The 26,337-nt window shown below is 71.8% G+C and carries 23 protein-coding genes and 1 other RNA gene; 9 read left to right on the forward strand and 15 right to left on the reverse strand.

Annotation, left to right across the window (positions count from 1 at the left end; all coding sequences use genetic code 11):
• Positions 1-2: 2 nt before the first annotated feature.
• From mraY to VGO20_RS09465, 14 genes are all read right to left on the reverse strand, one after another.
• Positions 3-1,088 carry a phospho-N-acetylmuramoyl-pentapeptide-transferase gene (mraY, locus tag VGO20_RS09400; protein ID WP_327502067.1) on the reverse strand — a complete coding sequence of 362 codons (1,086 nt, stop codon included), beginning with the start codon at positions 1,086-1,088 and terminating at the stop codon, positions 3-5.
• Between the two features lie 7 nt (positions 1,089-1,095).
• Positions 1,096-2,559 carry a Mur ligase family protein gene (locus tag VGO20_RS09405; protein ID WP_327502068.1) on the reverse strand — a complete coding sequence of 488 codons (1,464 nt, stop codon included), beginning with the start codon at positions 2,557-2,559 and terminating at the stop codon, positions 1,096-1,098.
• On the reverse strand, positions 2,556-4,028 hold the full coding sequence (locus VGO20_RS09410; RefSeq protein WP_327502069.1) for a UDP-N-acetylmuramoyl-L-alanyl-D-glutamate--2,6-diaminopimelate ligase: 1,473 nt from the start codon (positions 4,026-4,028) through the stop codon (positions 2,556-2,558). The genes VGO20_RS09405 and VGO20_RS09410 overlap by 4 nt, the downstream gene beginning before the upstream one ends.
• Positions 4,015-5,775, reverse strand: a complete 1,761-nt coding sequence (locus VGO20_RS09415) for a peptidoglycan D,D-transpeptidase FtsI family protein (RefSeq protein WP_327502070.1) — start codon at positions 5,773-5,775, stop codon at positions 4,015-4,017. Before VGO20_RS09415 ends, VGO20_RS09410 begins: the two co-directional genes overlap by 14 nt.
• On the reverse strand, positions 5,772-6,305 hold the full coding sequence (gene ftsL, locus VGO20_RS09420) for a cell division protein FtsL (protein WP_327502071.1): 534 nt from the start codon (positions 6,303-6,305) through the stop codon (positions 5,772-5,774). The genes VGO20_RS09415 and ftsL overlap by 4 nt, the downstream gene beginning before the upstream one ends.
• Positions 6,302-7,273 (reverse strand): 16S rRNA (cytosine(1402)-N(4))-methyltransferase RsmH, encoded by a 972-nt coding sequence (gene rsmH / locus VGO20_RS09425; protein ID WP_327502072.1) that lies wholly within the window; start codon positions 7,271-7,273, stop codon positions 6,302-6,304. The genes ftsL and rsmH overlap by 4 nt, the downstream gene beginning before the upstream one ends.
• 10 nt (positions 7,274-7,283) lie before the next feature.
• Positions 7,284-7,601 carry a division/cell wall cluster transcriptional repressor MraZ gene (locus VGO20_RS09430; protein ID WP_327502073.1) on the reverse strand — a complete coding sequence of 106 codons (318 nt, stop codon included), beginning with the start codon at positions 7,599-7,601 and terminating at the stop codon, positions 7,284-7,286.
• Positions 7,602-8,322: 721 nt separating this feature from the next.
• Positions 8,323-8,731: RNase P RNA component class A (gene rnpB, locus VGO20_RS09435), an RNA gene on the reverse strand.
• Between the two features lie 69 nt (positions 8,732-8,800).
• Positions 8,801-9,484: an N-acetylmuramoyl-L-alanine amidase gene (locus tag VGO20_RS09440; protein ID WP_327502074.1), complete on the reverse strand. Its 684-nt coding sequence runs from the start codon at positions 9,482-9,484 to the stop codon at positions 8,801-8,803.
• A 27-nt stretch (positions 9,485-9,511) separates the two neighbouring features.
• Entirely contained in the window at positions 9,512-10,390 is an 879-nt protein-coding gene (locus tag VGO20_RS09445; protein WP_327502075.1) for a DMT family transporter, read from the reverse strand.
• The gene (locus VGO20_RS09450) at positions 10,387-12,216 is read right to left on the reverse strand and encodes an ABC-F family ATP-binding cassette domain-containing protein (RefSeq protein ID WP_327502076.1); all 1,830 of its coding nucleotides are present in this window, start codon (positions 12,214-12,216) and stop codon (positions 10,387-10,389) included. The genes VGO20_RS09445 and VGO20_RS09450 overlap by 4 nt, the downstream gene beginning before the upstream one ends.
• Positions 12,217-12,246: 30 nt before the next feature.
• On the reverse strand, positions 12,247-13,002 hold the full coding sequence (locus VGO20_RS09455) for a TerB family tellurite resistance protein (protein ID WP_327502077.1): 756 nt from the start codon (positions 13,000-13,002) through the stop codon (positions 12,247-12,249).
• 78 nt (positions 13,003-13,080) lie between these two features.
• Entirely contained in the window at positions 13,081-13,860 is a 780-nt protein-coding gene (locus VGO20_RS09460) for a DUF3750 domain-containing protein (protein ID WP_327502078.1), read from the reverse strand.
• 104 nt (positions 13,861-13,964) lie between these two features.
• Positions 13,965-15,197: a winged helix-turn-helix domain-containing protein gene (locus VGO20_RS09465; protein WP_327502079.1), complete on the reverse strand. Its 1,233-nt coding sequence runs from the start codon at positions 15,195-15,197 to the stop codon at positions 13,965-13,967.
• A gap of 156 nt (positions 15,198-15,353) precedes the next feature.
• On the opposite strand from VGO20_RS09465, the gene VGO20_RS09470 reads away from it, so the two are divergent.
• From VGO20_RS09470 to VGO20_RS09485, 4 genes are all read left to right on the forward strand, one after another.
• Positions 15,354-19,001, forward strand: coding sequence for a hydantoinase B/oxoprolinase family protein (locus tag VGO20_RS09470; RefSeq protein WP_327502080.1), 3,648 nt, complete (start codon positions 15,354-15,356; stop codon positions 18,999-19,001).
• A 40-nt stretch (positions 19,002-19,041) separates the two neighbouring features.
• Positions 19,042-19,206, forward strand: a complete 165-nt coding sequence (locus VGO20_RS09475; RefSeq protein ID WP_327502081.1) for a hypothetical protein — start codon at positions 19,042-19,044, stop codon at positions 19,204-19,206.
• Positions 19,203-19,709, forward strand: coding sequence for a winged helix DNA-binding protein (locus tag VGO20_RS09480; protein WP_327502082.1), 507 nt, complete (start codon positions 19,203-19,205; stop codon positions 19,707-19,709). The genes VGO20_RS09475 and VGO20_RS09480 overlap by 4 nt, the downstream gene beginning before the upstream one ends.
• A 67-nt stretch (positions 19,710-19,776) precedes the next feature.
• Positions 19,777-21,186 (forward strand): FAD-binding oxidoreductase, encoded by a 1,410-nt coding sequence (locus VGO20_RS09485; RefSeq protein ID WP_327502083.1) that lies wholly within the window; start codon positions 19,777-19,779, stop codon positions 21,184-21,186.
• Here the strand turns inward: VGO20_RS09485 and VGO20_RS09490 are convergent.
• Complete coding sequence (locus tag VGO20_RS09490; protein ID WP_327502084.1) at positions 21,176-21,937, reverse strand: HpcH/HpaI aldolase family protein; 762 nt, start codon at positions 21,935-21,937, stop codon at positions 21,176-21,178. The genes VGO20_RS09485 and VGO20_RS09490 overlap by 11 nt on opposite strands.
• A 328-nt stretch (positions 21,938-22,265) precedes the next feature.
• On the opposite strand from VGO20_RS09490, the gene VGO20_RS09495 reads away from it, so the two are divergent.
• Genes VGO20_RS09495 through VGO20_RS09515 form a run of 5 tightly spaced genes read left to right on the forward strand, consistent with a single transcriptional unit; the run spans position 22,266 to position 26,264 of the window.
• Positions 22,266-23,738, forward strand: coding sequence for an amidohydrolase family protein (locus tag VGO20_RS09495; protein WP_327502085.1), 1,473 nt, complete (start codon positions 22,266-22,268; stop codon positions 23,736-23,738).
• A gap of 10 nt (positions 23,739-23,748) precedes the next feature.
• Positions 23,749-24,570: a hypothetical protein gene (locus VGO20_RS09500; RefSeq protein ID WP_327502086.1), complete on the forward strand. Its 822-nt coding sequence runs from the start codon at positions 23,749-23,751 to the stop codon at positions 24,568-24,570.
• Between the two features lie 11 nt (positions 24,571-24,581).
• Positions 24,582-24,842 (forward strand): acyl carrier protein, encoded by a 261-nt coding sequence (locus VGO20_RS09505; protein WP_327502087.1) that lies wholly within the window; start codon positions 24,582-24,584, stop codon positions 24,840-24,842.
• 4 nt (positions 24,843-24,846) lie between these two features.
• Positions 24,847-25,659: a thioesterase II family protein gene (locus VGO20_RS09510; protein ID WP_327502088.1), complete on the forward strand. Its 813-nt coding sequence runs from the start codon at positions 24,847-24,849 to the stop codon at positions 25,657-25,659.
• On the forward strand, positions 25,656-26,264 hold the full coding sequence (locus VGO20_RS09515) for a GNAT family protein (protein ID WP_327502089.1): 609 nt from the start codon (positions 25,656-25,658) through the stop codon (positions 26,262-26,264). The genes VGO20_RS09510 and VGO20_RS09515 overlap by 4 nt, the downstream gene beginning before the upstream one ends.
• The last annotated feature ends 73 nt before the right edge of the window (positions 26,265-26,337 follow it).

Consider the following 26,337-nt stretch of genomic DNA (forward strand, 5'->3'; position numbering starts at 1 on the left):
GGTCACCGCAGCTTCAGCGTCGACAGGCCGACCAGGGCCAGGACCACGGCGATGATCCAGAAGCGGATCACGACCGTCGGCTCCGCCCACCCCTTCTTCTCGAAGTGGTGGTGCAGCGGCGCCATGCGGAAGACGCGCCGGCCGGTCAGCTTGAACGAGGCGACCTGGACGATCACCGAGACGGTCTCCAGCACGAACAGGCCGCCGATGATCGCGAGCACGATCTCGTGCTTGGTCGCGACCGCGATCGCGCCCAGCGCGCCGCCCACCGACAGCGAGCCGGTGTCGCCCATGAAGACCATCGCGGGCGGGGCGTTGAACCACAGGAAGCCGAGCCCGGCGCCGACCAGCGCGCCGCAGAACACCGCAAGCTCCCCGGTGCCGGCGACGTGGTGGATCTGGAGGTAGTTCGCGAAGATCGCGTTGCCGGCGAGGTAGGCGATCAGCCCGAAGCACGAGGCCGCGATCATCACCGGCACGATCGCGAGCCCGTCCAGCCCGTCGGTGAGGTTGACGGCGTTGCTGGCGCCGACCATCACGAAGGCCGACACGGCGATGAAGAACCAGCCGAGGTCGAGTACGATATCCTTGACGAAGGGCAGCGCCAGCGCCGTCCCGTGGCCCCCCGCCGCGACGCCGACGATCAGGACCGAGGCGGCCAGGGAGATCGCGACCTGGCCGACGAGCTTCGCCTTGCCCGGCAGGCCCTTCGGGTTGCGCTTGGTCAGCTTCAGGTAGTCGTCGCCGAAGCCGATCATGCCGAAGCCGATCGTGACCAGCAGCGTCACCCAGACGTAGCCGTTGGTCAGGTCGGTCCACAGCAGCGTGCTGATGGTGACGCTGATCAGGATCATCAGCCCGCCCATCGTCGGCGTGCCGCGCTTCTTGAAATGGGTCTCCGGCCCGTCGGAGCGGATCGGCTGGCCGTCGCCCTGGCGCGAGCGCAGCCAGCGGATCAAGGACGGGAAGAAGGCGAAGCTGATCACGGCCGCGGTCAGGATCGCGCCGCCGGTCCGGAAGGTCAGGTAGCGGAACAGGTTCAGCGGGCTGAACTGGTCGGCGAGGGGGAAGAGGAGGTGGTAGAGCATCGCGGCCTCACCGCACCCTGGCGGCGGTCGCCGCGAAGCCGGGGGCCGGCGCGCCGGCCGTCCCGTCCAGGCGCTCGGCCAGGGACGCGGCGGCCGGGCCCTTGACCAGGACGACGTCGCCGGCGCGCAGCGCGTCCGCGACCGGGCCGGCGAGGGCCGCCGCGGTGTCGGCATGGGCGCCGCGCTGGCCCGCCGGCAGCTTTTCGAACAGATGACGCATGTTGGGTCCGCAGCAGAAGACGAGATCGATGCCGGTCGCCCGCAGGACGGCGGCCAGGGCGCCGTGGGCTTGGGCTTGGGCTTGGGCTTGGGCCTGGGCCTGGGCCTGGGCGGGGATGGGAAGGTCGTCGAAGCCCGCCATGTCGGCGAGCACGGCGATGCGCCGCCCGCCGGCGCCCGGCATGCTCGCGTCGAGGACGCGCAGCGCCGCCTCCACCGAGGCCGGGCTCGCATGACCGGATTCGTCGATCAACGTGAACGAGCCGCGCGCCAGCGCGACGCGGCGGCGAAGCCCCCGGCCCGCGGCCGGCGTCAGCGCGGCGAGTGCGCGCGCCGCGGTGCCGAGCTCGCCGCCGAGTGCTCGGACCGCCAGGAGCACGGCCAGGCTGTTGGCGACGTGATGGCGTCCCGGGACCGACAGGCAATACTGGATGCGCTCTCCCAGGACGGTGGCGGCGACCGTGCTGCACGTCGCATGCAGCGCGCAGTCGAGCACGCGGGCGTCGGCGCCGTCGCGCACGCCGAAGGTCAGCACCCGTGCCAGGCCGGCGGTCCGCGCCGCGGCCAGCAGCCGGGGGAACTGCCCGTCGTCGCGGTTGAGCACGGCGGTGCCCTTCGCCGACATCGTCGCGAGCACGGCCGCGCCGGCATTGGCGGCGGCCTCGGCCGAAGCGAAGAGCCCGGGGCGCGGCGGGTCGGCGTTCAGGACGACGGCGAGGTCGGGCTGGAGCAGCCTGCCCGCGCGCTGCGGGTCGGCGGGATCGGCCTCGAACACGGCGAAGCCTGCCGCGGCGGGAAGCCGGGCCAGGTCCGCGAACGGGCCGCCGCGCCCGTCGCCGGCATGGGTGCGGGCGAACGGGGCGAGGCAGGCCGCCAGCGCGTCCTTGGCGCCGGTGCGGCCCAGCGCGCCGGCCACCACCGCGATCCGGGCTCCCGTGCGCAGGCGGGCGACGCGGCCCAGATCCTCGACCGCGGCCGCCACGTCCTCGACCAGGAGCAGCGGCGTGCCCGGCGGCACGCCGGCGGGCCGGCGCGGGACGATGGCCGCCGCGGCCCCCGCCGCCAGCGCCCTGGTCATGTCGGCGGCGTTGCGCGCGTCGTTCGGGTCGAGCGGGGCGAACAGGTCGCCGGGCCGCACGGACGAGGGGTCCGTCGCGAGGCCGGTCGCGTTCCAGTCGGGGCCGAGCGCGCGCCCGTTGGTCGCGGCCGCGGCGTCGTCGCAGGACCAGAGGATCGCGGGCGCGCCGGTCATGACGCCGTCTCCCGGACCGCGCGGCGGACTTCGTCGGCGTCGTCGAAGGGGCGGGTCTCGGCCCCGACGATCTGCCCCTGCTCGTGGCCCTTGCCGGCGACGACCAGCACGTCGCCCGGGCCGAGATCCCGGACCGCGGCGTCGATCGCCTCGGCGCGGTCCCCGATCTCCGTCGCGCCGGGGGCGCCGGCCAGCACCTCGCGGCGGATCGCCGCCGGCTCCTCGGAGCGGGGGTTGTCGTCGGTGACGTAGACGCGGTCGGCGAGGCGGGCCGCGATGGAGGCCATGACCGGACGCTTGCCCCGGTCGCGATCGCCGCCGCATCCGAACACCACGGCCAGCCGGCCTTCGGTATGGGGTCGCAGGGCGTTCAGGATCGTCTCCAGGGCATCCGGTGTATGGGCGTAGTCGACGTATACGGCGGCTCCCGCCGGGTGGCGCGCGACCAGCTCCAGCCGGCCCTTGACCCCCGTCAGGTGTTCCAGCGCCGCCACCGCGGCGCCGGCCTCCGCCCCGCCGCCGATCGCCAGCCCGAGCGCGCAGAGCGCGTTCCAGGCCTGGAACCTGCCGGCCAGCGGGAGCTGGACGCGGTGGTCGCGGCCGAGCACGCGCAGGTCGAGCCGCTGCCCGTGGGGCAGCGCCTCGGCCGCCCGAACGGTCAGTTCGGGGCCCGCGAAGCCGTAGCGGAGCACGCGATGGCCGCGTGCCGCGCACAGCTCCTCGAGCGACGCGGTCTCGGGGACGTCGGCATTGAGAACGGCGGTGCCGCCCGGCGCCATCACGCGCCCGAACAGCATCGCCTTGGCGGCAAGATAGGCCGGCATGGTGCCGTGGTAGTCGAGATGATCGCGTGACAAATTGGTAAAGCCGGCGGCAATCAGTCGAACCCCGTCGAGCCGGCGCTGGTCGAGGCCGTGGCTCGACGCCTCCATCGCGACGTGGTCGATCCCGGCTGCCGCGAGTTCCGCCAGGGTCGCGTGCAGCGACGCCGGGTCGGGGGTGGTCAGCGAGCCGCGGGGCTCGAAGCCCGGCGCGGTGACGCCGAGCGTGCCCAGGCTCGCCGCCGGGTGGCCGAGGCGCTCCCAGATCTGCCGGACGAACTGGACCGTGGAGGTCTTGCCGTTGGTGCCGGTCACCGCGACCGCCGTGCCGGGCTGGCGGCCGTGGAAGGCCGCGGCCATCAGCGCGAAGCGCCGACGCGGGTCGGGGTCGGTCAGGAAGGCGACGTCCCGCGCCTCGGGCGGCGGCACCGTTCCCTCGGGCGCCAGGACCGCGACCGCGCCGGACGCGACCGCCTGGGCGATGAACCGGCGGCCGTCCGCCTTCGCGCCGGGCAGCGCCGCGAACAGATAGCCCGGCCGCACCAGGCGCGAATCGCTGGTCAGGCCCGCGATCTCGGGATCGCGGGCCTGCGCGCCATCTTCTCCTGTCGTGGCGGGCCGGTCGGCCGGCAGGTCAGTAAGACGCAAGGGTGCTGCCCCCGGTGGTGCCGCCCCCGGTCGCGGGAGCGGGAGCGGCGAACAGGTCTACGGCCTGGCGGATGTCGGGCCGGTTCTCGTCGACCGGCTCCACGCCCAGCATCGGGCCGAGCTGGGCGATGATCCGGCCGCCCGCGGGGGCCGCGACCCAGCCGCCCGTCGCGAAGCCGTGCGTGCGTGCCGTGCCCTTGGGCTCGTCGATCATGACCAGGACCAGGTATTTCGGGTCGTGGATCGGGAACGCGCCGAGGAAGGAGGAGATGCGGGATTTCCGGTTGTAGCCCCGGCCGGTGATCTTCTCGGCGGTGCCGGTCTTGCCGCCGACGACGTAGCCCGGCGCCGCGGCGGCGGTGGCGGAGCCCTCGGTGACGACCAGGCGGAGCATGCGGCGCATCATCGCCGAGGTCTGCGGCGAGACGACGCGCTCTCCGAGGACCGGCTCGCCGGGATCGCGGCGCAGCAGCGTCGGCTGGCGCATGACGCCGCCGTTGATGATCGCCCCCGCCGCGGCGACGAGCTGGAGCGGGCTCACCGACAGGCCGTGGCCGAAGGAGATCGTCATCGTGTTGATCTCGCGCCACGGGTTCGGGACCATCGGCATGCCGACTTCGGGGATCTCGATGCTCGGCCGGCTCAGCAGCCCGAGCTTGGCCATCAGCGCCCTCTGCGCCTCCGTCCCAACCTCGAGCGCCATGCGCACCGAGCCGATGTTGGAGGAGTAGATGAAGATCTCGGGCACCGTCAGCCAGCGGTTCTTGCCCCGGAAGTCGCCGATCGTGTGGCGGCCGACTCTGATCGGGTGCGTCGCGTCGAAGGAGCTCGACAGCCCGATCTTCCCGGACTCGAACGCCAGCGCCGAATTGAAGATCTTGAAGGTGGAGCCCATCTCGTACACGCCGAGCGAGGTCCGGTTGAACCGCGTGTTCTCGTCGAGGTTCATCGGCGCGTTCGGGTCGAAGTCCGGCAGCGAGACCTGCGCCAGCAGCTCGCCGGTCTCCAGGTCCATCACCATGCCGGCGCCGCCGATGCCGCTGAACTCGTCGATCGCCGCCTGGAGCTCGCGGCGCACCAGGTGCTGGACGCGCGCGTCGATGCTGAGCGCCAGCGGCTCGGGCGTGCCGCGCAGCGCCTGGTCGAAGCTCTGCTCGATGCCCATCAGGCCGTCGTTGTCGACGCCGGTGAAGCCGACCGTGTGGGAGGCGAGGGGGCCGAGCGGATAGATCCGCCGCTCCTCCCGCTGGAAGGCGACGCCGGGGATGCCGAGGCGGTTGACGGCGTACTGCTCGCGCGGGGTGAGCTTGCGCTTGATCCAGACGAAGCGCTTGTCGCTGGCGAGCTGGCGCACGAGGGCGTCGTAGTCGAGGTCGGGCAGCGCCGCAGTCAGCTTGTCCGCCGCCTCGACCGGGTCGATCACGAGGAGCGGGTCCGCGTACAGGGACGCCGACGCGAGGGAGGTCGCCAGCACCGCCCCGTTGCGGTCGACGATGTCCGCGCGGCCGGTCTGGAGCAGGCCGGCGGGCTGGGCCTGCGCGATGTCCGGCTCGGCGCCCTGGCGCAGCACCGTGGCGTCGACCAGCCCCACGCCGACCGCGACGAAGGCGAAGGCGAACATGGCCGCGGTGACGACCAGGCGCGAGCGTCCCTGCTCCAGCGCCGCCGCCGCCTTGCGCGGGTTGCGCCGGCCGGGTGCCGGGGCGTCGATCGGAGAGGGCTGGGCGTGCAGGCGTAGGGCCGTCATTGCTGGCGTCCGAACGAGGTGAGCAGGATGCCGCCGGGGGGCAGCGCCACGACCTGGCTGGACGGCAGCGCGACCGGCGTGCCGGCAGTCGGCTCCGCCGACCGCATGTCGATGTTCGGTTCCGCCGACCGCATGTCGATATCCGGCTCGGCCGAGGCGAGGCGGCTCTCGCCCGCCTCCGGCAGCGCCGGCGCCGGCTTGCGCCCCGGAACCGGGGCGGCCGAGACGAGGGCCGGGCCCTCCGCCTCGGGGGCGCGGAACGGGATCTGCTCGACCGAGGCGATGATCTGGGCCGGGCCCGACGGGCCCAGCGGCGTGTAGTCGCGGGCGAGGCGCTCGATCCGGATCGGGTCGTTGAGGAAGCTCCACTCCGCCTTCAGGACCTGGATCGCCTCCTGCTCGCGGATGATCTCGCGGTTGAGCGCCGCGAGCCGGAGGTCGAGCTCCTGGACCCGGTAGCTGGTGTGGAACAGGACGACGCTCGCGACGGCCGCGAGCACGAGCCAGATGATGGTGGTCTTGCCGATCATGCCGCTTCCTCGAAGGGGGCAGCCCCGGTGCGTTCGGCCGAGCGCAGGCGAGCGGAACGGGCGCGCGGGTTGGCCGCCAGCTCGGCGGCCCCGGGTGTCAGGGGTTTGCGGGTCAGGGTGGAGAAGCTGGGCTCCGGGCCGGCCGCCGCGGCCGGCAGGTGGCGCGACGGCGCCGCGGCGCGGCCGCTGCGCAGTCTCAGGAAGTCCTTCACCACCCGGTCCTCGAGCGAATGGAACGAGACGACCGCGAGCCGCCCGCCCGGCCGCAGCAGCCTTTCGGCCGCGCGCAGGCCGCGCTCCAGCTCGCCCAGCTCGTCGTTGACGCGGATGCGCAGCGCCTGGAAGGTCCGGGTCGCGGGGTCGATGCCGTCCTTGCTCTTCGGGACGACCCGCCGGACGATCGCGGCCAGCTCCGTCGTGCTCTCGATCCGCTTCTCGGTTCGCGCCTCGACGATGACGCGCGCGATGCGGCGCGCGTACCGCTCCTCGCCGAGGCTCCAGACCAGATGCGACAGCTCCTGCTCGGGCAGGGAGTTGACGAGGTCGGCCGCGGTCGGGCCCTCGCGCCCCATGCGCATGTCGAGCGGCCCTTCCGCGCGGAAGGAGAAGCCCCTGGAGGCGTCGTCGATCTGCGGCGACGACACGCCGACGTCGAGGGCGACGCCGTCGACCGCCTCGACCCCGTGCCCGTAGAGCAGGCGGTCCATCTCGCCGAAGCGGCCCTCGACCACCGTGAGGCGGCCTTCGTAGCGTCCGGACAGGGCCTGGCCGGCGGCGACCGCCTCGGGATCGCGGTCGATGCCCCAGACCCGGCAGTCGGCCGCGTCGAGCACGGCGGCGCTGTAGCCGCCGCGCCCGAAGGTGCCGTCGACGTAGACGCCGCCGTCGCGCGGCGCCAGCGCCGACAGGACTTCCTGGAGTAGGACCGGCCTGTGCCTGAGGGGATCGTGCCTGAGGGGATCGGTCATGCCCGCCTCCTCACGACTGCAGCGCGCGGCGCCGGGCGGCGCTGCTGATGGAGCTGAGGGAGACGCCGTGGACGCGGCTCTTCTCGCGGGCCTCGGCCATGCGGGCGTTGAAGGCGCCGGGCTCCCAGAGCTGGAAGGTCTTCGACTTGCCGACGAAGGCGATCTGGTCGTCGATCCCGGCGAACTCGCGCAGGTCGTCGGGCAGGATCATGCGGCCTTCCGGATCGATCGGGAGTGCCACGGACGCGCTGAAGATCGTCAGCTCGAGGTGCTCGCGCTCCTCGTCGCTCAGATCCATCAGTTCCAGGTCCGCGGCGAGATCTTCCATGTGCTTGGCGCTACACGCTTCGAGTGCAGGGAGTGTGACCGAACGGAATACGACGAGCCCGCTCGCGGCACCTGCGGGAGACTGCTCGGCAAGCACCTGACGGAACTGGGCAGGCACCGACACGCGACCTTTCCTGTCGACCTTGTTCACGTATGTGGACAGGAATACCGCCATCGGCCCCCGAGCCCGTCGGCGTCGGACACTGGCGTCCGCTCTTGCCGCTCTTCACCAAATCGCCCCACCTTCCGGCTACCCACTTCGGGCGGATACCTTCGTGTTGGGTGCCTATGGGATATCATGGGATTTCATGGGGCGTCAATGCCGATGCCAGTAAAAATCCTTGGAAAACAAGAAATTTCAGGCCTAGGACGCCTATCCGCTTCGACCGAGTCGGCCGATACGTAGAGTTCGCGGAAATTCCAGGCGATTACTTCTTGTTCAACTCATTTCTGAGGAACGTTCTATTTTTGTTCATATTAGGCGACACATGGGATGGGGCGCCGGTGCCTCAGGCGCATGGGAAAATATGGAAAAATTCGGTGCCGGAACGATCGATAGGGGTATATGGCGTCTTGCGCCGTACCCGGTTTGACGACCGGCCCATGAGCGGCCGTCCCATGCCGTCCCATGCGCGCGGAGGGGTGCCGCGGGGTGGAGCGGGGCTGCTCGTGGGGGTTGATGAAGATGCGGCGGCTCTGGGCCGCCGGCCCGGCCGGTAAGTGTCGCCAGCCGGCCTGTAAGCCGGGTTCTGTCGCCGGAGTCCTTTCGACTGGTCGAGGTACTCCGGCGGATGGCCATTCATCTGGGACGTCCGTTGCCGGACGCCTCGCGCGACCAACCCGGACGGCGATGCGGAAACGCACCCGGCCGGTCATGGACCGACCCTGCCGTCCCTATTCGGTCTTGCTCCCGGTGGGGTTTACCGTGCCGCCTCCGTCGCCGGAGGCGCGGTGCGCTCTTACCGCACCCTTTCACCCTTGCCGGCCGGCCTTGCGGCGGGTCGGCGGTTTGCTTTCTGTGGCACTTTCCCTGGGGTCGCCCCCGCCGGGCGTTACCCGGCACCGTGTTTCCGTGGAGCCCGGACTTTCCTCCCCCCGGCGGAACCGGAAGGCGGCCATCCGGCCGACTGGCGACCCGCCATACCTATGCGGGGATGCCCGGGAATGCAATCGGTTTTGCCGGGAAATCCGCGATTCCGCTCACCGTCCCACGCGCTCCAGCAGCGCGCGCAGCGTGCCGGCCTGGGCGGCGTCCCAGTCCCGCCCCAGGGAGGTCGGCGCGAAATGCCGCTGGAACGCCGTCAGCGCGGCGCGGACGCCGCCGGGACCATCCGTTTCGTATCCGTAACGCCCCAGCATTCCGGCGCAATCCGAGTCGTCTTCGCGCGACTCCGGCGCGTCCGCCCAGATGCCGACGCCGATGCGCGCCAGCCCCTGCCAGTCGAACAGCTCGCCCGGGTCCTCCTTGCGCGAGGGCGCGACGTCGGAATGGCCGAGCACGCGCTCGGGCGCGATCCCATGCCGTCCCATGACGGCCCGGGCCAGGTCGGCGAGCGCGTCCATCTGGGCGGGCGGGAACGGCCGGTAGCCCCATTCGTGGCCGGGGTTCACCAGCTCGATGCCGACCGAGCGGCCGTTGACCTCGCGCTCGCCCTGCCAGGAACCGACCCCGGCGTGCCAGGCGCGGCGTTCCTCCGGGACGAGGCGCCACACCGTGCCGTCCTCGCCGACCACGTAGTGGGCCGACACCTGGGCCGCGGGGTCGGTGAGGCGCGCCAGCGCCTCCTCGCAGCTCCGCATCCCCGTGTAGTGGAGGATCAGCAGGTCCACCGTCGCGCCGGGCGCGCGGGGGCCGTGGTTGGGCGAGGGCAGCTCGATCGGCATTCCGGTCCGTTCCCCTGCGGTTTCGGCTCAGGTGACGTTGCCGGCGCTCGGCGCCGCCGCGCGCGGCCGGCGGATCACGACGACCGCCACGCCGGTCAGCGTCACCAGCCCGCCCGCGAGCAGCGCCGGCGTCAGCGGCTCGCCCAGGAACAGGACGGCGGAGGCGACGCCGAACACCGGCACGGTCAGGGTCCAGGGCATGGTCTGGTTGACGTCGTAGCGCCGCAGCAGCGGATACCACACCCCGTAGGACACGATCGTGACCATGACGACCATGTACAGGATGCACGCCCAGCCGATCCAGCTCGCCTGGGTGAGCTGCGCCCACTGGTTCTCCTCGGCCAGCATCGACACCGTGAGGAGCTGGGGTGCCGCGAACAGCGCCATCCAGCCGTTCAGCGCGAACCCGTCCACCTCGCCCATGCCCTTGACGTGGATGTTGGCGAGCGCGAAGGCGAAGGCGGCGCCGACGACGAGCCAGAGATGGCCGAGGCTCGCCAGCACGCGCGGCTCGCCGGCGATCACGACGATGCCGCCGAAGGCGACCGCCATGCCGAGCGCGCGCCGCCAGCCGAGCCGGTCCTTGAAGAAGAACGCCGCGAGCAGCGAGGAGAACGGCACCGAGAGCTGGCCCGCGATCGACGTCGTCGCGGCGTCGAGCCCCTGAAGACCCGTGAACATCAGCGGGAAGTGGATCGTGCCGAGCAGGAAGGAGAAGATCACGATGCCCTTCATCTTTTCCCGTGGGACGCGGACGAAGGGAACGATCAGCAGTGCCACCAGCGTGAAGCGCAGGAACATCACGAAGATCGGCGAGAACTCCGTCAGCGCCACCTTGGCGACCACGAAGTTGCAGCCCCAGATGGCCATGACGACGAGGATGGCCGCGATGTCGAGCGGCTTCACTGCGGGTTCTCCAGCTCCTCGCGCAGCGTCTCCAGCTCCAGCCAGCGCTCCTCCGCCGCCTCGAGTTCCGCCTGCGCCCCGGTGAGCCGCTCGCCCAGTTCCGTGAACCGCTCCGGCGCGCGCGCGAACAGGTCCGGATCGCCGAGCCCCGCCTCGATCCGCCGGATCTCGGCCGCCAGTGCGTCCATGCGCGCCGGCAGGCCCTCCAGCTCGCGCTGCTCGCGGTAGCCCAGCTTGCGCTTCGGCTTCGGCGCCGCGGGGGCGGCTTCGGCCCGCCTGGGCTTCTGGCCGGCCTTCGCCGGTTCGGCGGCGCGCGGCCGGCGCTGCACGAGGTAGTCGGAATAGCCGCCCGCGTATTCCTGGACGTCGCCGTCGCCCTCGACCGCGATCACCGAGGTGACGAGCCGGTCCAGGAAGTCGCGGTCGTGGCTGACCAGCAGCAAGGTGCCGTCGTAGTCGCTGAGCACCTCTTCCAGCAGGTCGAGCGTGTCCATGTCGAGGTCGTTGGTCGGCTCGTCCAGGATCATCAGGTTCGACGGCCGGGCGAACAGGGTCGCCAGCAGCAGCCGGTTGCGCTCCCCGCCCGACAGGCTGCGGACCGGGCTGTCCTTGTAGGCGGGATCGAACAGGAAGTCCTTCATGTAGCTGGCGACGTGCTTGGTCTGGCCGCCGACCTGGACCGTGTCGCCGCCGCCCGGGCACAGCGTGCCCTGCACGGTCGCGTCCAGGTCGAGGTTCGCCCGGCGCTGGTCGAAATAGACCGGCTGGAGGTTGACGCCCAGGCGCACCGTCCCGCCGTCGGGTGCCGCCTGTCCGGTCAGCATGCGCAGCAGCGTCGTCTTGCCGGCGCCGTTCGGGCCCAGGATGCCGACGCGGTCGCCGCGCAGGATGCGGGTGGAGAAGTCGCGGACGACCACGCGCGGCCCGTCCGGCGTGTCGAACGCCTTGGACAGGTGCTCGGCCTCGACGACGAGGCGGCCGCTGGTCTCGCCTTCCGTGACGCTCATGCGGACCTGCTGGCCGCCCCTGGTCCGCTCGGCCCGGTCGCGCCGGAGCTGCTGCAGCGCCCGGACCCGGCCCATGTTGCGCGTGCGCCGCGCGCTGATGCCCTCGCGCAGCCACTTCGTCTCGGCGACGATCTTGCGGTCGAGCTTGTGCGCCGCCTCCTCCTCGGTGGCGAAGACCTCCTGCTGCCACGCCTCGAAGTCGGAGAAGCGGCGCTCGGTCTCGCGCAGGCTGCCGCGGTCGAGCCACAGCGTGCGCCGCGCGAGCGCGTTGAGGAACGCCCGGTCGTGGCTGATCAGCAGCAGCGCGCCCCGGTAGCTCTGGAGCTCTCCCTCCAGCCATTCGATCGTCGGCAGGTCGAGATGGTTCGTCGGCTCGTCCAGCAGCAGCACGTCGGGGTCGCCGACCAGCGCCTGGGCCAGGGCCGCGCGCCGCGCCTCGCCGCCGGACAGCCCGCCGGGCGCCGCGGCGCCGTCGAGCTGCAGCCGGTCGAGCACGGCGTCGGCGCGGTGGACCTGGTCGCGCTCCTCGGCCGGCAGGCCGCGCAGGACGAAGTCGGTGACGCTGGCGCAGCCGGAGAAGTCCGGCTCCTGGGCCAGGTAGGCGATCCTCGTGCCGGGCTGCACGAAGCGCTCGCCGCCGTCGAGCGCCGTGGCGCCGATCACGACCTTCATCAGCGTCGACTTGCCGCTGCCGTTGCGTCCGACCAGGCAGGCCTTGTCGCCGCGCACGAGGCCGAGGTCGACGCCCTCGAACAGCGGCCGGCCGCCGAACGTGATCGTTGCGCCGCGCAGCGCGACGAGGGGGGAGGGGGGTGCCATGGATTGCTGCTCGTGTCGTGTCGGGGGCGCTCAGGGCGCTTCGGCGTGGACCATCGTCCGGGCGCGGCGGATGCGGTCGTAGGCGTCGTTGATCGCGGCGAGCTTGTCGTTCGCGATGCGGACGCATTCCGGCGGCACGCCTTCGGCCACCAGGCGGTCGGGGTGGTATTCGCGGACGAGCCGGCGATGCGCCGCCTTGACCTCGTCCATCGTCGCGGCGGGGGCGAGGCCGAGCACGGCGTGCGGATCGTCGGCGTCCGCGGCGCCGTTGCCCGCCCGGATGCGCCGGAACTCCTCCTCGCCGAAGCCGAAGATCCCGGCGACCGCCCCCAGATAGGCGAGCTCGGCCCGGTTGATCTCGCCGTCGGCGCGCGCGATGTGGAACAACCCGTCCAGCAGCTCCTCCAGCACGGCCGGATGGCCGCGCAGGAGCTTGGCGATCTGGCGGGCGTAGGGCTCGAACCCCGTGCTGTCGCGCTTGGCCCGGTCGTAGAGCCAGGCGACGTTGCGCATCTCCTCCGGCGGCACGTGGAACACCTGCCTGAACGCCGTGACCTCGTGGCGCGACACGACGCCGTCGGCCTTGGCCAGCTTCGCTCCGAGCACGATCGTGCCGATCGTGAACGCGACCTGCCGCGTCAGCTCCTGGGCGTCCGTCCTGTCGGCGGACGCGGACGCGCCGCGGGACCGGCGGACGGCGCCCAGCAGCGCGCCCACCGGCCCGTCGAGCGCCAGCTTCGCGGCGCGGTCCAGGATGGTTCCCCAGAAGCTCATGGGAACGAGCATAGAGAAACCGGTTCCGCGGGTCCAACCCGCGTCGATGCGCCATGCCTGCGGCCGGCGCATGGATGGCAGGCGGGCATGTCAGGACGGCGGCAGCCGCTCCGGCCCGATGCGGCCGAGGCCCGGGAGCTTGAAGGCGAAGTCGAGCGGGTCCACCCCGACCGTGAGGCCGAGCAGGTTGAACTCGACCCCTTCCTCCCGCGCGGCCAGGACGCCGACCAGGCCGAACAGGTTCACCTGCCAGCCGGTGCCGCTCGGCGCCGGTGCCGCGATGCGGGGGCCCAGATAGTCCTTGCCCAGCGCGTTCGGCGGCAGGTCGGCGCGCAGCTCCGGCACGGCGCGCGCGACCCAGGCAACGAAGGTGTTGCTGTTCGGCCCGGGCCAGATGCGGTACGTGTCCGCGAACGGGTAGGCGCGTGCCGCCGCCGCGATCTTCGGGATCGCCGCGGCGGCTTCGGCGCCGCGCAACTCGGCGACGATCTCCGGCGTCTGGCCGAACCAGTGCCCGTCCGGCGTGCGCTGGCCGATCGCCACCGCCGGCATGCCGCGCAGGACGCGCCAGCCGATCACCTCGTACACGGTGTAGGCGTCCGCCCCCTCGGGCTTGGCGGCGAACCAGGTATGCACGCCGAAGGCGCCGCGCCAGGAGAAGGCGCGCGCCGCGTAGAGCTGAACGACCGCCTCCGGCGTCGTGGCCGGGTCCGGCGCCAGCCCGGCCGACCCGCGATGCGCCGTCGCCCAGTTCCCGCCCACCAGCACCGTCCCCGACGCGATGACCCAGGCCGGTCCCGCCAGCAGCAGGGCCAGGACGACCAGCACCGAGAACAGCAGGGTCATGGTCATGCGGAATGGCTCTGGCATGGGGCGTCCGGTGGGAAGGCGGCGACTGGGCGTCCAGTCTCGCCCGCCCGCGTGGCGGGAAGATGGCGGAGTTCTCCGTCCGCGGCTTCCCGCGGGCCGCCTTCCTAGGATACGAGCGCAGCCTGCCCCAGCTCGGCGGCGAGCGGGCCGGCGAGGTCGCCGCGCGTCCCGACCGCAACCTCGCCGAGGCCGAGCCAGCCCGACAGCATGCGCAGCGCGGCCGCGAGCGCCGCCACCGCTTCAGGCGCGATCAGGCCCGGCTCCGCGAACGCCGCCGGCACCCGCAAGGTGCGGGCTTGGCGGTCGGACTTCAGGTCGACCCGCGCGACCAGCCGGTCGCCGTACAGGAAGGGCAGCACGTAGTAGCCGTGCTCGCGCTTCTCCGCCGGCGTGTAGAGGGCGAGCCGGTAGCGGAACCCGAACAGCCGCTCGGTCCGGTCGCGCTCCCAGATCAGCGAATCGAAGGGCGACAGCAGGGCCGAGGCGCGGATGCGGCGCGGTGCGCGCGCCTGCGGGTCCAGGTAGGCGTCCTGGGACCAGCCCTCGACCTTCGCCGGCAGCAGGCCGCCCGCCTCGACCAGTTCCGCGATCCGGGCGCGGGTCACCTCCGGCTTCAGGCGGAAATAGTCGCGCAGGTCGCGCTCGGTCGCGACGCCGTGCGCCTTGGCCGCGAGCGACACCAGCGCGCGCTGGGCGTCCTCGCGCGCCGGCGTCGGCATGGCGGCCACCTCGGCCGGCAGGACGCGCTCGGGCAGGTCGTAGAGCCGCTCGAACCCGCGCCGGCCGGCGGTCGTGACCAGCCCGGCCCAGAACAGCCATTCCAGCGCGCTCTTGCCGTCGCTCCAGCCCCACCACGGGCCGCCGCGCGGGCCGGCCTGCTCCAGGTCGCCCGCTCCCAGCGGACCGCGGCGCTCGACCTCGCGCAGGATCGCGGCGACGAAGTCCGCGCGCTCGCGCCCGAACCGCGCGAGGCCGCCATACATGCCCTCGCCGCGCCGCGCGTCCGCCATGCGCCAGCGCATCAGCGGCTGGATGGCGACCGGCATCAGCGACGCCTCGTGGCCCCAGTACTCGAACAGCCGCCGGCGCGCGCGCGGCCCCCAGGCCGCGCGGTCCAGCAGCTCCGGCGAATAGGCGCCGAGGCGGGAGAAGGCCGGCAGGTAGTGCGAGCGCACCAGCACGTTGACGGCGTCGATCTGGAAGACCGCGACGCGGTCGAGCACGCGCGCGAGATGGCGCTGGTCGGTGGCGGCGGCGGGGGAACGGTCGGCGAAGCCCTGGGCGGCGAGCGCGATGCGGCGGGCCTCGGCGGCGGAGAGGGTCGTTGCGGTGGTCATGGCACCCAGTAATGCCACAGCCGCGGTGCTACGGGCAGACCTCTCTCGCATCCCGCCTGTTGCCCGCCTGTTGGAAGAGGCGGATGCGATCGACGTTGATGATTTGTCGATAAATCGTCATTATCGCCCCGGCAGAACCCCGAGGAGAATGGACGGATGTCCGTCAACGGCAGCACCGGCGAGGCCGGCAGGACGACGGGACGGTGGCAGTTCTGGATCGATCGCGGCGGCACCTTCACCGACGTCGTCGCGCGTCGGCCCGACGGCTCGGTCGTCACCCACAAGCTGCTGTCGGAGAACCCCGAGCGCTACCCCGACGCCGCGATCCAGGGCATGCGCGACCTGCTCGGCCTGCGCAAGGGCGAGCCGTTCCCCGCCGAAGGGATCGAGGCCGTGAAGATGGGGACGACGGTCGCGACCAACGCGCTGCTGGAGCGCAAGGGCGAGCCGACGGTCCTGCTGGTCACCGAGGGGTTCGGCGACGCGCTGCGCATCGGCTACCAGGCGCGCCCCGACATCTTCGCCCGGCGCATCGTCCTGCCGGAGCTGCTCTATTCCCGCGTGGTCGAGGTCCCCGGGCGCTACGCCGCCGAGGGGGAGGAACTGGCCCCGGTCGACCTGGACGCCGCCCGGCGCGGGCTGCAGGAGGCCTGGGACGCCGGCATCCGCGCGGTCGCGATCGCGTTCATCCACGCCTACCGCCATCCCGCCCACGAGAAGGCGGTGGCGGCGCTGGCGCGGTCCATGGGATTCCCGCAGGTCTCCGTCAGCCATGAGGTCAGCCCCCTGATGAAGCTGGTCGGGCGCGGCGACACCACGGTCGTCGACGCCTACCTGTCGCCGATCCTCCGGCGCTACGTCGACCGGGTGGCATCCGAGCTTGGCGACGTCCGGCTGATGTTCATGCAGTCCAACGGCGGCCTGACCGACGCCCGGCTGTTCCAGGGCAAGGACGCGATCCTCTCGGGCCCCGCGGGCGGCATCGTCGGCGCGGTGCGGACCAGCGAGATGGCCGGGTTCGACCGCATCATCGGCTTCGACATGGGCGGCACCAGCACCGACGTGTCGCATTTCGCCGGCGAGTACGAGCGCACCTTCGAGACGGTCGTCGCCGGCGTGCGCATGCGCGCGCCGATGATGCGGATCAACACGGTCGCGGCCGGCGGCGGCTCGATCTGCAGCTTCGACGGCGCGCGCCTGCGCGTCGGGCCCGAGAGCGCCGGCGCCAATCCCGGCCCTGCCTGCTACCGGCGCGGCGGCCCGCTCACCGTGACCGACTGCAACGTGATGGCCGGCAAGCTCCATCCGGAGTTCTTCCCCCACGTCTTCGGCCCCGACGCGGACCAGCCGCTCGACGCCGACGCGGTGCGCGCCCGCTTCGCCGATCTCGCCGACGAGATGGCGCGCGCGACCGGCGCCCGGCGCAGCGAGGTGGAGATCGCGGAGGGCTTCCTGCGGATCGCGGTCGAGAACATGGCCAACGCGATCAAGCAGATCTCGGTCCAGCGCGGCTACGACGTCACCCGCTACACCCTGGCCTGCTTCGGCGGCGCCGGCGGCCAGCACGCCTGCCTGGTCGCCGACGCGCTCGGCATGACGCGGGTGTTCATCCATCCCTTCGCCGGCGTGCTGTCCGCCTACGGCATGGGCCTGGCCGACACCGTCGCGATCCGCGAGCTGTCGCTGGAGATGCGGCTGTCGCCCGACACGATGGCGATGGTGAACACGCACCTGACCAGCCTCGCCGACGACGGCCGGGGCGAGCTGGCGCGCCAGGGGTTCGATCCCGCGGGGGTCGAGGTGATCGGCCGGGTCCACGTGAAGTACGAGGGCACCGACACGGCGCTGGTCGTGCCCGCCGGCAGCCTGGAGGAGATCGTCGCCGGCTTCGAGGACGCCCACCGGCGCCGCTACGGCTTCGCGATGCCGGCCAAGCCGCTGGTCGTCGAGGCCGTCTCGGTAGAGGCGGTCGGCCACACCGAGCGCGTCGCCGACCCCGAGCTGGCCGAGACCGCGTCCGGCCCGGCCGAACCCATCGCCGGCGTCCGCGCGTTCATGGCCGGCGAGACCCGCGACACCCCCGTCTACGACCGCGACACGCTGCGGCCCGGCCATGCCGTCGACGGCCCGGCGATCATCCGCGAGGCGACGGCGACCACCGTGGTCGAGCCCGGCTGGCGGGCCGAGGTGACCGGGCGCAACCACCTCGTGATGAACCGGGTGGCGGCACTGCCGTCCCGGGTCGCGGTCGGCACCGAGGTCGACCCGGTGATGCTGGAGGTGTTCAACAACCTCTTCATGTCGATCGCCGAGCAGATGGGCGTGACGCTGGAGAACACCGCCTATTCCGTCAACATCAAGGAACGCCTCGACTTCTCCTGCGCGGTGTTCGACGCCGACGGCGGGCTGATCGCGAACGCCCCGCACATGCCCGTCCATCTCGGCAGCATGGGCGAGAGCGTGCGCGCCGTGATCGCGCGCCGCGCCGGCACGATGAAGCCGGGCGACGCCTACATGCTGAACGATCCCTACAACGGCGGCACGCACCTGCCGGACATCACCGTGATCACCCCGGTCTTCGACGACCGGGGCGAGCGCGTGCTGTTCTACGTCGCCAGCCGCGGCCACCACGCCGACATCGGCGGCATTACGCCGGGCTCCATGCCGCCCGACAGCCGCACGATCGGGGACGAAGGCATCCTGATCGACAACTTCCTGCTGGTCGAGCATGGGGAGTTCCGCGAGGACGCGGTGGTGGCGCTGCTGCGTTCCGGCCCCCATCCCGCGCGCAACCCCGTCCAGAACGTCGGCGACCTCAAGGCCCAGCTCGCCGCGAACGAGAAGGGGGTGCGGGAGCTGCGCAGGATGGTGGAGCATTTCGGCCTCGACACCGTCTGGGCCTACATGCGCCACGTCCAGGACAACGCCGAGGAGCAGGTGCGCCGCGTGCTCGACGTGCTGAAGGACGGCGAGTTCGTCCAGGAGCTGGACAACGGTGCCGCGATCCGGGTGCGGATCTCGATCGACAAGGCCGCCCGCAGCGCGCGCGTCGACTTCACCGGCACCAGCCCGCAGCTCGACAGCAACTTCAACGCGCCGGCCGCGGTGTGCCGCGCCGCCGTCCTCTACGTCTTCCGCACGCTCGTGGACGACGACATCCCGCTCAACGACGGCTGCCTGAAGCCGCTCGAGATCGTGATCCCGGAAGGCTCGATGCTGTCGCCGCGCTTGCCCGCGGCGGTCGTGGCCGGCAACGTCGAGACGTCGCAATGCGTCACCGACGCGCTGTACGGGGCGCTCGGCGTCATGGCGGCGGCGCAGGGCACCATGAACAACTTCACCTTCGGCAACGAACGGCACCAGTACTACGAGACGATCTGCGGCGGCTCGGGCGCCGGGCCCGGTTTCGACGGCACGGACGCGGTGCACACGCACATGACCAACTCCCGCCTCACCGACCCGGAGGTGCTGGAATGGCGCTTCCCGGTCCTGCTGGAATCGTTCCGCATACGCAAGGGGTCCGGCGGCGTCGGGCGGCACCGCGGCGGCGACGGCACGGTCCGGCGCATGCGCTTTCGCGAGGAGATGACGGCGGCGATCCTGTCGAACCACCGCCGCGTCCCGCCCTTCGGGCTGGAGGGCGGTGGCCCCGGGGCGACCGGCGCCTGCCGGGTCGAGCGGGCCGACGGCCGCGTCGAGGCCCTCGGGCCCACCGACAGGGCGGACATGCGGCCGGGCGACGTGTTCGTCGTCGAAACTCCCGGCGGGGGCGGCTATGGTGAACCGACCCCGGGAGGCGGCTGACCGGACCGGGGGCGCTCCACCTCCGCCGGGGACCGCCGCGATGCCGGACGCTTCCAACCTCGCCCTGTTCCTCGTGGCCGTGCTGGCGCTCAACCTGACGCCGGGGCCGGACATGCTGTTCTGCTTCGCCAACGGCGTCGGCCGCGGCCGGCCGGCCGGCGCGGTCGCCGCGCGCCTCGTCCTGGGCGGCGGGAGGACGGCGTGACCCGGCCGATCGTCTCCTCCGCGCATCTGGTGTCCGAAGGTGCGGCCGAGCTCAGCGAGTTCGAGTTCGGGCTGATGATCGCCCACGGCGCCTTCAGCCGCTGGATCGTGCGCTGCATGACGGCAGCTGGCGTTCCTGACGTGTCCGCCCTCGACGTGATGGTGCTACACTCGATCAACCATCGTAACCGGGAAAAGCGGATCGGCGACGTATGCCTGGTCCTGAACGTGGAAGACACCCACCTCGTCAGCTACGCGTTGAGGAAGCTCGAGCGCCTGGGCCTCGTCTCGCGCCGTCGCCGCGGCAAGGAGGTGTTCTACGCCGCGACCGAGGCCGGCCAGGACGCGTGCCGGCGCTACCGCGAGGTGCGGGAGGCCTGCCTGATCGAGGCGCTGTCGGCCCTGGGCGGCATCGACAACGCGGAGATCGGCGGCCTCGCCCGCGCGTTGCGCGCGCTGTCCGGGCTCTACGACCAAGCCGCGCGCTCCGCCGCCTCGCTGTGATCCGTCCCGGCCCGATCCCCTTCAGCCAGATCCCCTTCAGCCAGATCCCCTTCAGGAGGAAACGCCCATGACCTTGCCCGGCACCGCCGGTTCGTCGGCCCGCAGGAACGACCCGGCGCCGGTCATCGCCGAGCTGAAGGCGATGCTCGGCGACAGGCTCAGCACCTCGGCGGCGGTGCGCGAGCAGCACGGCAGGGACGAGTCCTACCATCCCGTGCTCCCGCCCGACGCCGTCGCCTTCGCGCACAGCACCGAGGAGGTCGCCGCGATCGTCCGCGTCTGCGCGCGCTACGACATGCCGGTGATCCCGTTCGGGACGGGGACCTCGCTGGAGGGCGGGATCGCGGCGCTGAACGGCGGGATCACGATCGACCTGTCGAACATGAACCAGGTGCTCCGGGTCGGGGCGGACGACCTGGACTGCACGGTCCAGGCCGGCGTCACCCGCAAGCAGCTCAACGAGTACATCCGCGACACCGGGCTGTTCTTCCCGATCGACCCCGGCGCCGACGCCTCGCTCGGCGGCATGGTGGCGACGCGGGCGTCCGGCACCAACGCGGTGCGCTACGGCACGATGCGCGACAACGTCCTCGGCCTGAAGGTCGTGCTGGCCGACGGGCGGGTGATCCACACCGGCGGCCGGGCGCGCAAGAGCGCGGCCGGCTACGACCTGACCCGGCTGTTCGTCGGCTCGGAAGGCACCCTGGGCATCGTGACGGAGGTGACGCTGCGCCTCTACGGCATTCCCGAGGCCGTCAGCGCCGCCACCTGCACCTTCCCCACGATCAAGGCCGCCGTCGACACCGTGATCCAGACCATCCAGTGCGGCGTCCCGGTCGCCCGGATCGAGCTGCTCGACGAGGTGCAGATCGACGCGGTCAACCGCTACTCCCGGACGGACTACCCGGTGGCCCCCACGCTGTTCTTCGAGTTCCACGGCACCGAGCGCGGCGTCGTCGAGCAGGCGGAGATGGTCGAGGCGATCGCCGGCGAGCAGGGCGGGTCGGGCTTCGGCTGGGCGACGCGGCCGGAGGACCGCTCGCGGCTGTGGCAGGCCCGGCACGACGCCTACTACGCCGCCATCGCGCTGCGGCCGGGCGCGAAGGGCTGGCCAACCGACGTCTGCGTGCCGATCTCCCGGCTCGCCGACTGCATCGTCGCGACCAAGGAGGACATCGCCGCCGCCGGGGTCCTGGCGCCGCTGGTCGGCCATGTCGGCGACGGCAACTTCCACCTCGTCTACGTGCTCGACCCCGAGAACCCGGCCGAGCTCGCCCGCGCCGACGCCCTGAACCGCCGGCTGGTCGAACGCGCGCTGGAGATGGGCGGCACCTGCACCGGCGAGCACGGCGTCGGCTACGGCAAGATGGAGTGGCTGGCGGTCGAGCACGGGGAGGGCTGGAACGTGATGGCCGACATCAAGCGGGCCCTCGACCCCCGGAACATCATGAACCCCGGGAAGATCGTCAGGACCTGACCGCGGACAGCTCGGCGGCGGCCGTGCGCTGCACGAGGCCGCCGTCCGAGCCGAGCACGAGCAGCCGGTACCCGGCGCGGATCATCGCCTTGGCCTCCTCCGGGTCGCGCGCGTTGCCTCCCAGCGCCACGCCGCCATGGGCGAGGATCTTCGCCTCCGCCTCGGCGACGAGCCGCCTCAGGCCCGGGTCGTCGAACCGGCCGGGGATGCCCAGGGCCGCCGACAGGTCGCTGCGCGCCACCACGACGACGTCGATCCCGTCCACCCGGAGGATGTCGTCCAGGGCCGCGATGCCTTCGGGCGACTCGACCAGCACGATGTTCAGCAGTTCGCCATCCGCGCTCGCCACGTAGTCCGGCACGCTGAGGCCCCAGCGCAGGGCGGCGCGGGCGGGGCCGTAGCCGCGCCGGCCCCGCGGCGCGTAGCGGCTGACCTCGACGCCCGCCTCGGCGTCCGCGGCGGTGGCGACCTGCGCGAAGGCGATGCCGTAGGCGCCGCCGTCCAGGGCCGGCTTCACGAAACCCGAGCGCGGACCGGGGACGCGGACCAGCGGCGCGGTCCCGGTGCCGTTGGTCGCCGCGATCAGCGCCGCCGCCGTCTCCGGGCCGATCGGCGCGTGCTCCATGTCGATCAGGACGAAGTCGGCGCCGGCGCCGGCGAGCGCCTGCACCGCGCCGACGCTCGGTATCGTCGCGAGGTAGCCGAGCGCCGCACGCCCGGCCGCGATCGACGCCTTCATGGGATTCTTCATCGCAGCCACGCCCTCCGCCTTCCCTTCGGCAATTTACGGTCCATGTTTGTATCGTTTTGAAAACAGTTACAGACCTTCTGTTTCAATGTCCGGCTAATGAGCTTGACGCAGTTGGCTTCAGTTTGCATCATTGTTGGCGCGCAGTGCGCAACCGTTCGAGCGGCCGAGGGAACCGGACGTTGCCGGTCTGAAACCGACCCTGAAGCCGACATTGCGATGTGGACATGCTGCAAACCGGCGGCCGCCCGGCGGCCCGACAGCGGCCCAACGGCGGCCGGCCAGCGCCGATCAGCAATTGTCCGGACGCCACCGGGGAGACGATGAAATCATGAGTCACGGTCACATGAGCGCTCCGGAGATCAATGCCCGCTTGCAGCATCCCGTCATCGACGCGGATGGGCATTGGCTCGAATACGGTCCCTTCATCGACGAGGAGCTTCGGCGCATCGGCGGCGACAAGGCCGCCGAAGGCTTCCAGTCCGTCCGCGCCACGATCCAGCAGCTCCTCGACACCTCGGTCGCCGAGCGGCGCGACCGCGGGCTGGCGCAGCAGGGGTTCTGGACCTTCCCCGCGAAGAACGCGCGGGACAGGGCGACCGCGATGATGCCGCGCCTGCTTGAGGAACGCCTCGACGAGCTCGGCCTGGATTTCTCGGTCATCTACCCGACGATCGGCCTGGGCCTGCACCGCCTTCCCGACCCGGAGGTGCGCCGGGCGACCTGCCGCGCCTACAACATCTTCACCGCGACGTATTTCCGCGACCATTCCCGCAGGATGACGCCGGCGGCGATCATCCCGATGTTCACGCCCGACGAGGCGATCGACGAGCTCGACTACGTCACCGGCCAGCTCGGCATGAAGGTGATCAAGATGGGCAGTCTGATACCGCGGACCATCCCGGCCGCGGCGCGCGCCCATCCCGACGCCGCCCGCTACGCCACCTGGTACGACGCGCTCGGCCTCGACAGCGAATACGACTACGATCCCGTCTGGGCCCGGTGCCGGGATCTGGGCCTGTCGCCGACCTTCCACCGCGGCTCGCGCGGGTTCGGCCTGCGCCGGTCGCCGTCGAACTTCGTCTACAACCATGTCGGCCATTTCGCCGCCGCCAACGAGGCGGTGTGCAAGTCCCTGTTCCTGAACGGCGTGACGCGCCGCTTCCCGACGGTCAAGTTCGGCTTCCTCGAAGGCGGCGTCTCCTGGGCCTGCCAGCTCCTGGCCGACCTGGTCGAGCATTGGGAGAAGCGCAGCCTCGAGGGCCTGGAGGACGTCAACCCCGACAACATCGACGTCGAGACGGTCATCGCGCTCGCCCGCGAATACGGCAGCGAGCGGCTGGTGGCGGCGCTGCGCGAGACCAACGGCAGGTTCGACGGCGAAGGGTCGGGCTCGACCGGCGGCATCGCGGACCTGGACGACTTCTCGCGCTGCGAGATCGTGCGCAAGACCGACTTCCTGAACCTCTTCGCCGACAGCTTCTATTTCGGCTGCGAGGCCGACGACCGGTCGACCGCCCTGGCGTTCAACCGCCGGCACAACCCCATGAAGGCGCGCCTGAACACGCTGTTCGGCTCCGACATCGGCCATTTCGACGTCACCGACTTCACCCAGGTGCTGCCGGAGGCCTACGAGCTGGTCGAGGACGGCCTGATCACGCAGGAGGATTTCGGCGAGTTCCTGTTCGGCAACCCGGTCCGCTTCTTCGGCGAGGCCAATCCGGACTTCTTCAAGGGCACGGTGGTCGAGAAGCAGGCGGAAGCCCTGCTGGCCTCGACGGATCGCCGCGCCCTCACGGCGTAGGGAGGGGAGGATGGCCGAGGTCTACGAAGCCGAGGTGTACTCGTTCGGCGGGCAGCCGGTGAAATGCTCGCTGACCTACCGGCAGGCGGTCGAGCGCATCCGCGACGGCGGCGCCGCGGCCATCCTCCTCGACATGCTGGAGCCGGACGGGCTGGACGCCTGGTGGGCCGGGGACGCGTTCCCCGACGTCGTGCGCCACAGGAACTTCCCCACCGCCGCGGTCTCCGGCATCGCGATCGGCGGCGTGCAGCGGCTGGAGGGCGCGAACCTCGTCCTCGGGCTGATCGACTACTTCTCCTACGCCGCGCGGGTGAACGAGCGGCTGCGCGAGTCCGAGTTCGTGAAGCTGTGCCGGCGCGAGCTCGGGGCCGAGTCCGTTCGGATCGGCGCCTGGGGAGAGCTTCCCCTGGCGTCCCGGCGGGAGTTCGTGAAGAACCACGACGGCCCCTACAGCGTGCCGCCGCATTGCGACGCCGTCCATTTCGGCCGCGACAAGGCCAACTGGCCGTTCAAGGCCGGCTTCAGCGAAGGGGACTTCCAGATCTCCAGCGTGCTGACGGTCGGCGAGGCGGAGAACGACGCCGGCATCGTCTTCTGGGACCTGAAGCCCGGGACGCGCCCCGAGCTGGACGCGCTGATGGCCGAGGTCTCGGGGCCCGGCGGCGGCGCCAGGCTGCGCGACGCGCGCTCGGTGACGGTCCGGGCGAGGGCAGGGCAGATGACGGTGCTCGATACCCGCTTGCTGCACGCGGTGGAGCAATGCGCGTCGCCGCGGCGCACGATCGGCGCCTTCCTGATCTGGCATGACGGCTGCTGGCGGATGTTCCATTGAGGATGGCGACCATGAACGCGCTTCGAAGGGCCGAGGTCGAGGGGACGTGCCTGCGGATCTACCGCGAGACGCTCGACGCCCCCGGGCTCGACCCCGCGGACGATTTCGCCGGCGCGGGCGGCGATTCGATCAAGGCGGTCCTGATCACGACCGAGCTGGAAGCCGCCTTCGGCGTCGAGGTCGCGATGCGGACGTTCTTCGAGAAGGCCAGCGTCCGGGAGATGGCGGACTGGCTGTGCGAGGCCCTGTCCCGCGCCGAGGGGACGCGGTAGGCCCATGGACGGCCCGGACCTCCCCGATCCCGGCCAGGACGGCCGGTTCTGGGTCGCCTCCCCGAGGGAACCCGGCGACCCGGTCGCCCTGCGCCTCTTCTGCTTTCCCCATGCCGGCGCCGGCGGCGCCACCTTCTTCGAATGGGGCCGGCGCCTGCCCGGGCACGTCCAGGTCGTCGGCGTCCACCTCCCCGGCCGGGGGACGCGGATACACGAGGCGCCGTTCGATTCCGTCGCCGCCATCGTCTCGGCCCTGTCTAGGGCGATCGGCCGATGGGACGACGCGCCGTCGGTCTTCTTCGGCCACAGCTTCGGCGGCGTCCTCGCCTACGAGCTGGCGCGCTCGCTGGCCCGCGAGGCGCCGGGCAGCACCCCGCGGGCCCTGCTGATGTCGAGCTGCCCGGCGCCCCACGTTCCGCCCAGGCGCTCCTACCTGCTGCACGAGCTTCCCCGCGGCGAGTTCTTCCAGGAGCTGGGCCGGATGAACGGGCTGTCGGCCGGCGCCATCCGCAACGACAAGCTGCTGGACCTGATCGAGCCGGCCCTGCGGGCCGACATCAAGGCCAGGGAGCTGTGGTCGCTGGCGGCCCGGTCCGCGCCGCCGCCGGACCCGCTCGCGATCCCGATCCATCCCCTGTGCGGCGACGCCGACCCGTTCGTCGCGCCCGGCGACGTGGCCCAATGGGGGGCCTATACGACCGACCTGCGCCCCGCGGTCCTGTTCGAGGGCGGCCACTTCCATTTCGCCGCCGCGCCCGATCGCCTCCTGGCCGTCGTCGCGGACATCCTGGACACCCATAGCGGGCCGGCGCCATGACGCGCGCGGCATCGGTCGACGACGTCGAGGTCCGCGACTTCCGGCTCTGCGACCTCGACGCCTACGTCGCGTACTGGCACGACCCCGCGAACGCCGCGCTCGAAGCACTCGGCGTCGACCGGGCCAAGGTCTACCCCGCGCGCAAGATGCGCGAGATGCTGACCATGGTGGTGGAGAGGAACGAGGCGCTGGAGACGTCCCAGCTTTCCATCCTCTCGATCGCCTATCGCGGCGCGACGGTCGGGGTCCACGAGCTGACGGGCCTGGAAAGGAACGGCTCCGCCGTGATGCACGCCCATGTCTGGGCCACGGAGCTCCGCGGCCTGGGGATCGGCATGATCTCCTACGTCAAGGCGATGCAGGTCTATTTCGAGCGGTTCTCCTTGAGGGAGATCCGCTTCGAGACCCCGACGGTCAACGCCGGGGCCAATCGGATCAAGGAGAAGCTGGGCATCGCCCGGCGCGGGACGGGGACGTTCGACCTGCCCATCCTCAAGGCCCCGGTGGTCACCGACACCTACGTCGTCGAGCGGGCGGATCTCCCGCGGCTCCTCGGCATCCTGGCCGCGTTGCGCGCGGAGCAGCGGCCGGGTTCCTCCACATGAAAGGAATCTAACAAAAAGCTCGTTAATACAATGTGGACCTTTCAACATACTCGTAATTTCCTTGACGAGAATG

The organism is Arenibaculum sp. (genome assembly GCF_035998295.1).
Taxonomy (GTDB): Bacteria; Pseudomonadota; Alphaproteobacteria; order Azospirillales; family Azospirillaceae; genus DASYHS01.

What these genes read in the sequence shown, in the direction of transcription:
- mraY (WP_327502067.1), bottom strand. Translation starts at nt 1,088, where the DNA reads ATGCTCTACCACCTCCTCTTCCCCCTCGCCGACCAGTTCAGCCCGCTG.
- VGO20_RS09405 (WP_327502068.1), bottom strand. Translation starts at nt 2,559, where the DNA reads ATGACCGGCGCGCCCGCGATCCTCTGGTCCTGCGACGACGCCGCGGCC.
- VGO20_RS09415 (WP_327502070.1), bottom strand. Translation starts at nt 5,775, where the DNA reads ATGACGGCCCTACGCCTGCACGCCCAGCCCTCTCCGATCGACGCCCCG.
- ftsL (WP_327502071.1), bottom strand. Translation starts at nt 6,305, where the DNA reads ATGATCGGCAAGACCACCATCATCTGGCTCGTGCTCGCGGCCGTCGCG.
- rsmH (WP_327502072.1), bottom strand. Translation starts at nt 7,273, where the DNA reads ATGACCGATCCCCTCAGGCACGATCCCCTCAGGCACAGGCCGGTCCTA.
- VGO20_RS09430 (WP_327502073.1), bottom strand. Translation starts at nt 7,601, where the DNA reads ATGGAAGATCTCGCCGCGGACCTGGAACTGATGGATCTGAGCGACGAG.
- VGO20_RS09440 (WP_327502074.1), bottom strand. Translation starts at nt 9,484, where the DNA reads ATGCCGATCGAGCTGCCCTCGCCCAACCACGGCCCCCGCGCGCCCGGC.
- VGO20_RS09450 (WP_327502076.1), bottom strand. Translation starts at nt 12,216, where the DNA reads ATGGCACCCCCCTCCCCCCTCGTCGCGCTGCGCGGCGCAACGATCACG.
- VGO20_RS09455 (WP_327502077.1), bottom strand. Translation starts at nt 13,002, where the DNA reads ATGCTCGTTCCCATGAGCTTCTGGGGAACCATCCTGGACCGCGCCGCG.
- VGO20_RS09460 (WP_327502078.1), bottom strand. Translation starts at nt 13,860, where the DNA reads ATGCCAGAGCCATTCCGCATGACCATGACCCTGCTGTTCTCGGTGCTG.
- VGO20_RS09465 (WP_327502079.1), bottom strand. Translation starts at nt 15,197, where the DNA reads ATGACCACCGCAACGACCCTCTCCGCCGCCGAGGCCCGCCGCATCGCG.
- VGO20_RS09470 (WP_327502080.1), top strand. Translation starts at nt 15,354, where the DNA reads ATGTCCGTCAACGGCAGCACCGGCGAGGCCGGCAGGACGACGGGACGG.
- VGO20_RS09475 (WP_327502081.1), top strand. Translation starts at nt 19,042, where the DNA reads ATGCCGGACGCTTCCAACCTCGCCCTGTTCCTCGTGGCCGTGCTGGCG.
- VGO20_RS09485 (WP_327502083.1), top strand. Translation starts at nt 19,777, where the DNA reads ATGACCTTGCCCGGCACCGCCGGTTCGTCGGCCCGCAGGAACGACCCG.
- VGO20_RS09490 (WP_327502084.1), bottom strand. Translation starts at nt 21,937, where the DNA reads ATGAAGAATCCCATGAAGGCGTCGATCGCGGCCGGGCGTGCGGCGCTC.
- VGO20_RS09495 (WP_327502085.1), top strand. Translation starts at nt 22,266, where the DNA reads ATGAGTCACGGTCACATGAGCGCTCCGGAGATCAATGCCCGCTTGCAG.
- VGO20_RS09500 (WP_327502086.1), top strand. Translation starts at nt 23,749, where the DNA reads ATGGCCGAGGTCTACGAAGCCGAGGTGTACTCGTTCGGCGGGCAGCCG.
- VGO20_RS09505 (WP_327502087.1), top strand. Translation starts at nt 24,582, where the DNA reads ATGAACGCGCTTCGAAGGGCCGAGGTCGAGGGGACGTGCCTGCGGATC.
- VGO20_RS09510 (WP_327502088.1), top strand. Translation starts at nt 24,847, where the DNA reads ATGGACGGCCCGGACCTCCCCGATCCCGGCCAGGACGGCCGGTTCTGG.
- VGO20_RS09515 (WP_327502089.1), top strand. Translation starts at nt 25,656, where the DNA reads ATGACGCGCGCGGCATCGGTCGACGACGTCGAGGTCCGCGACTTCCGG.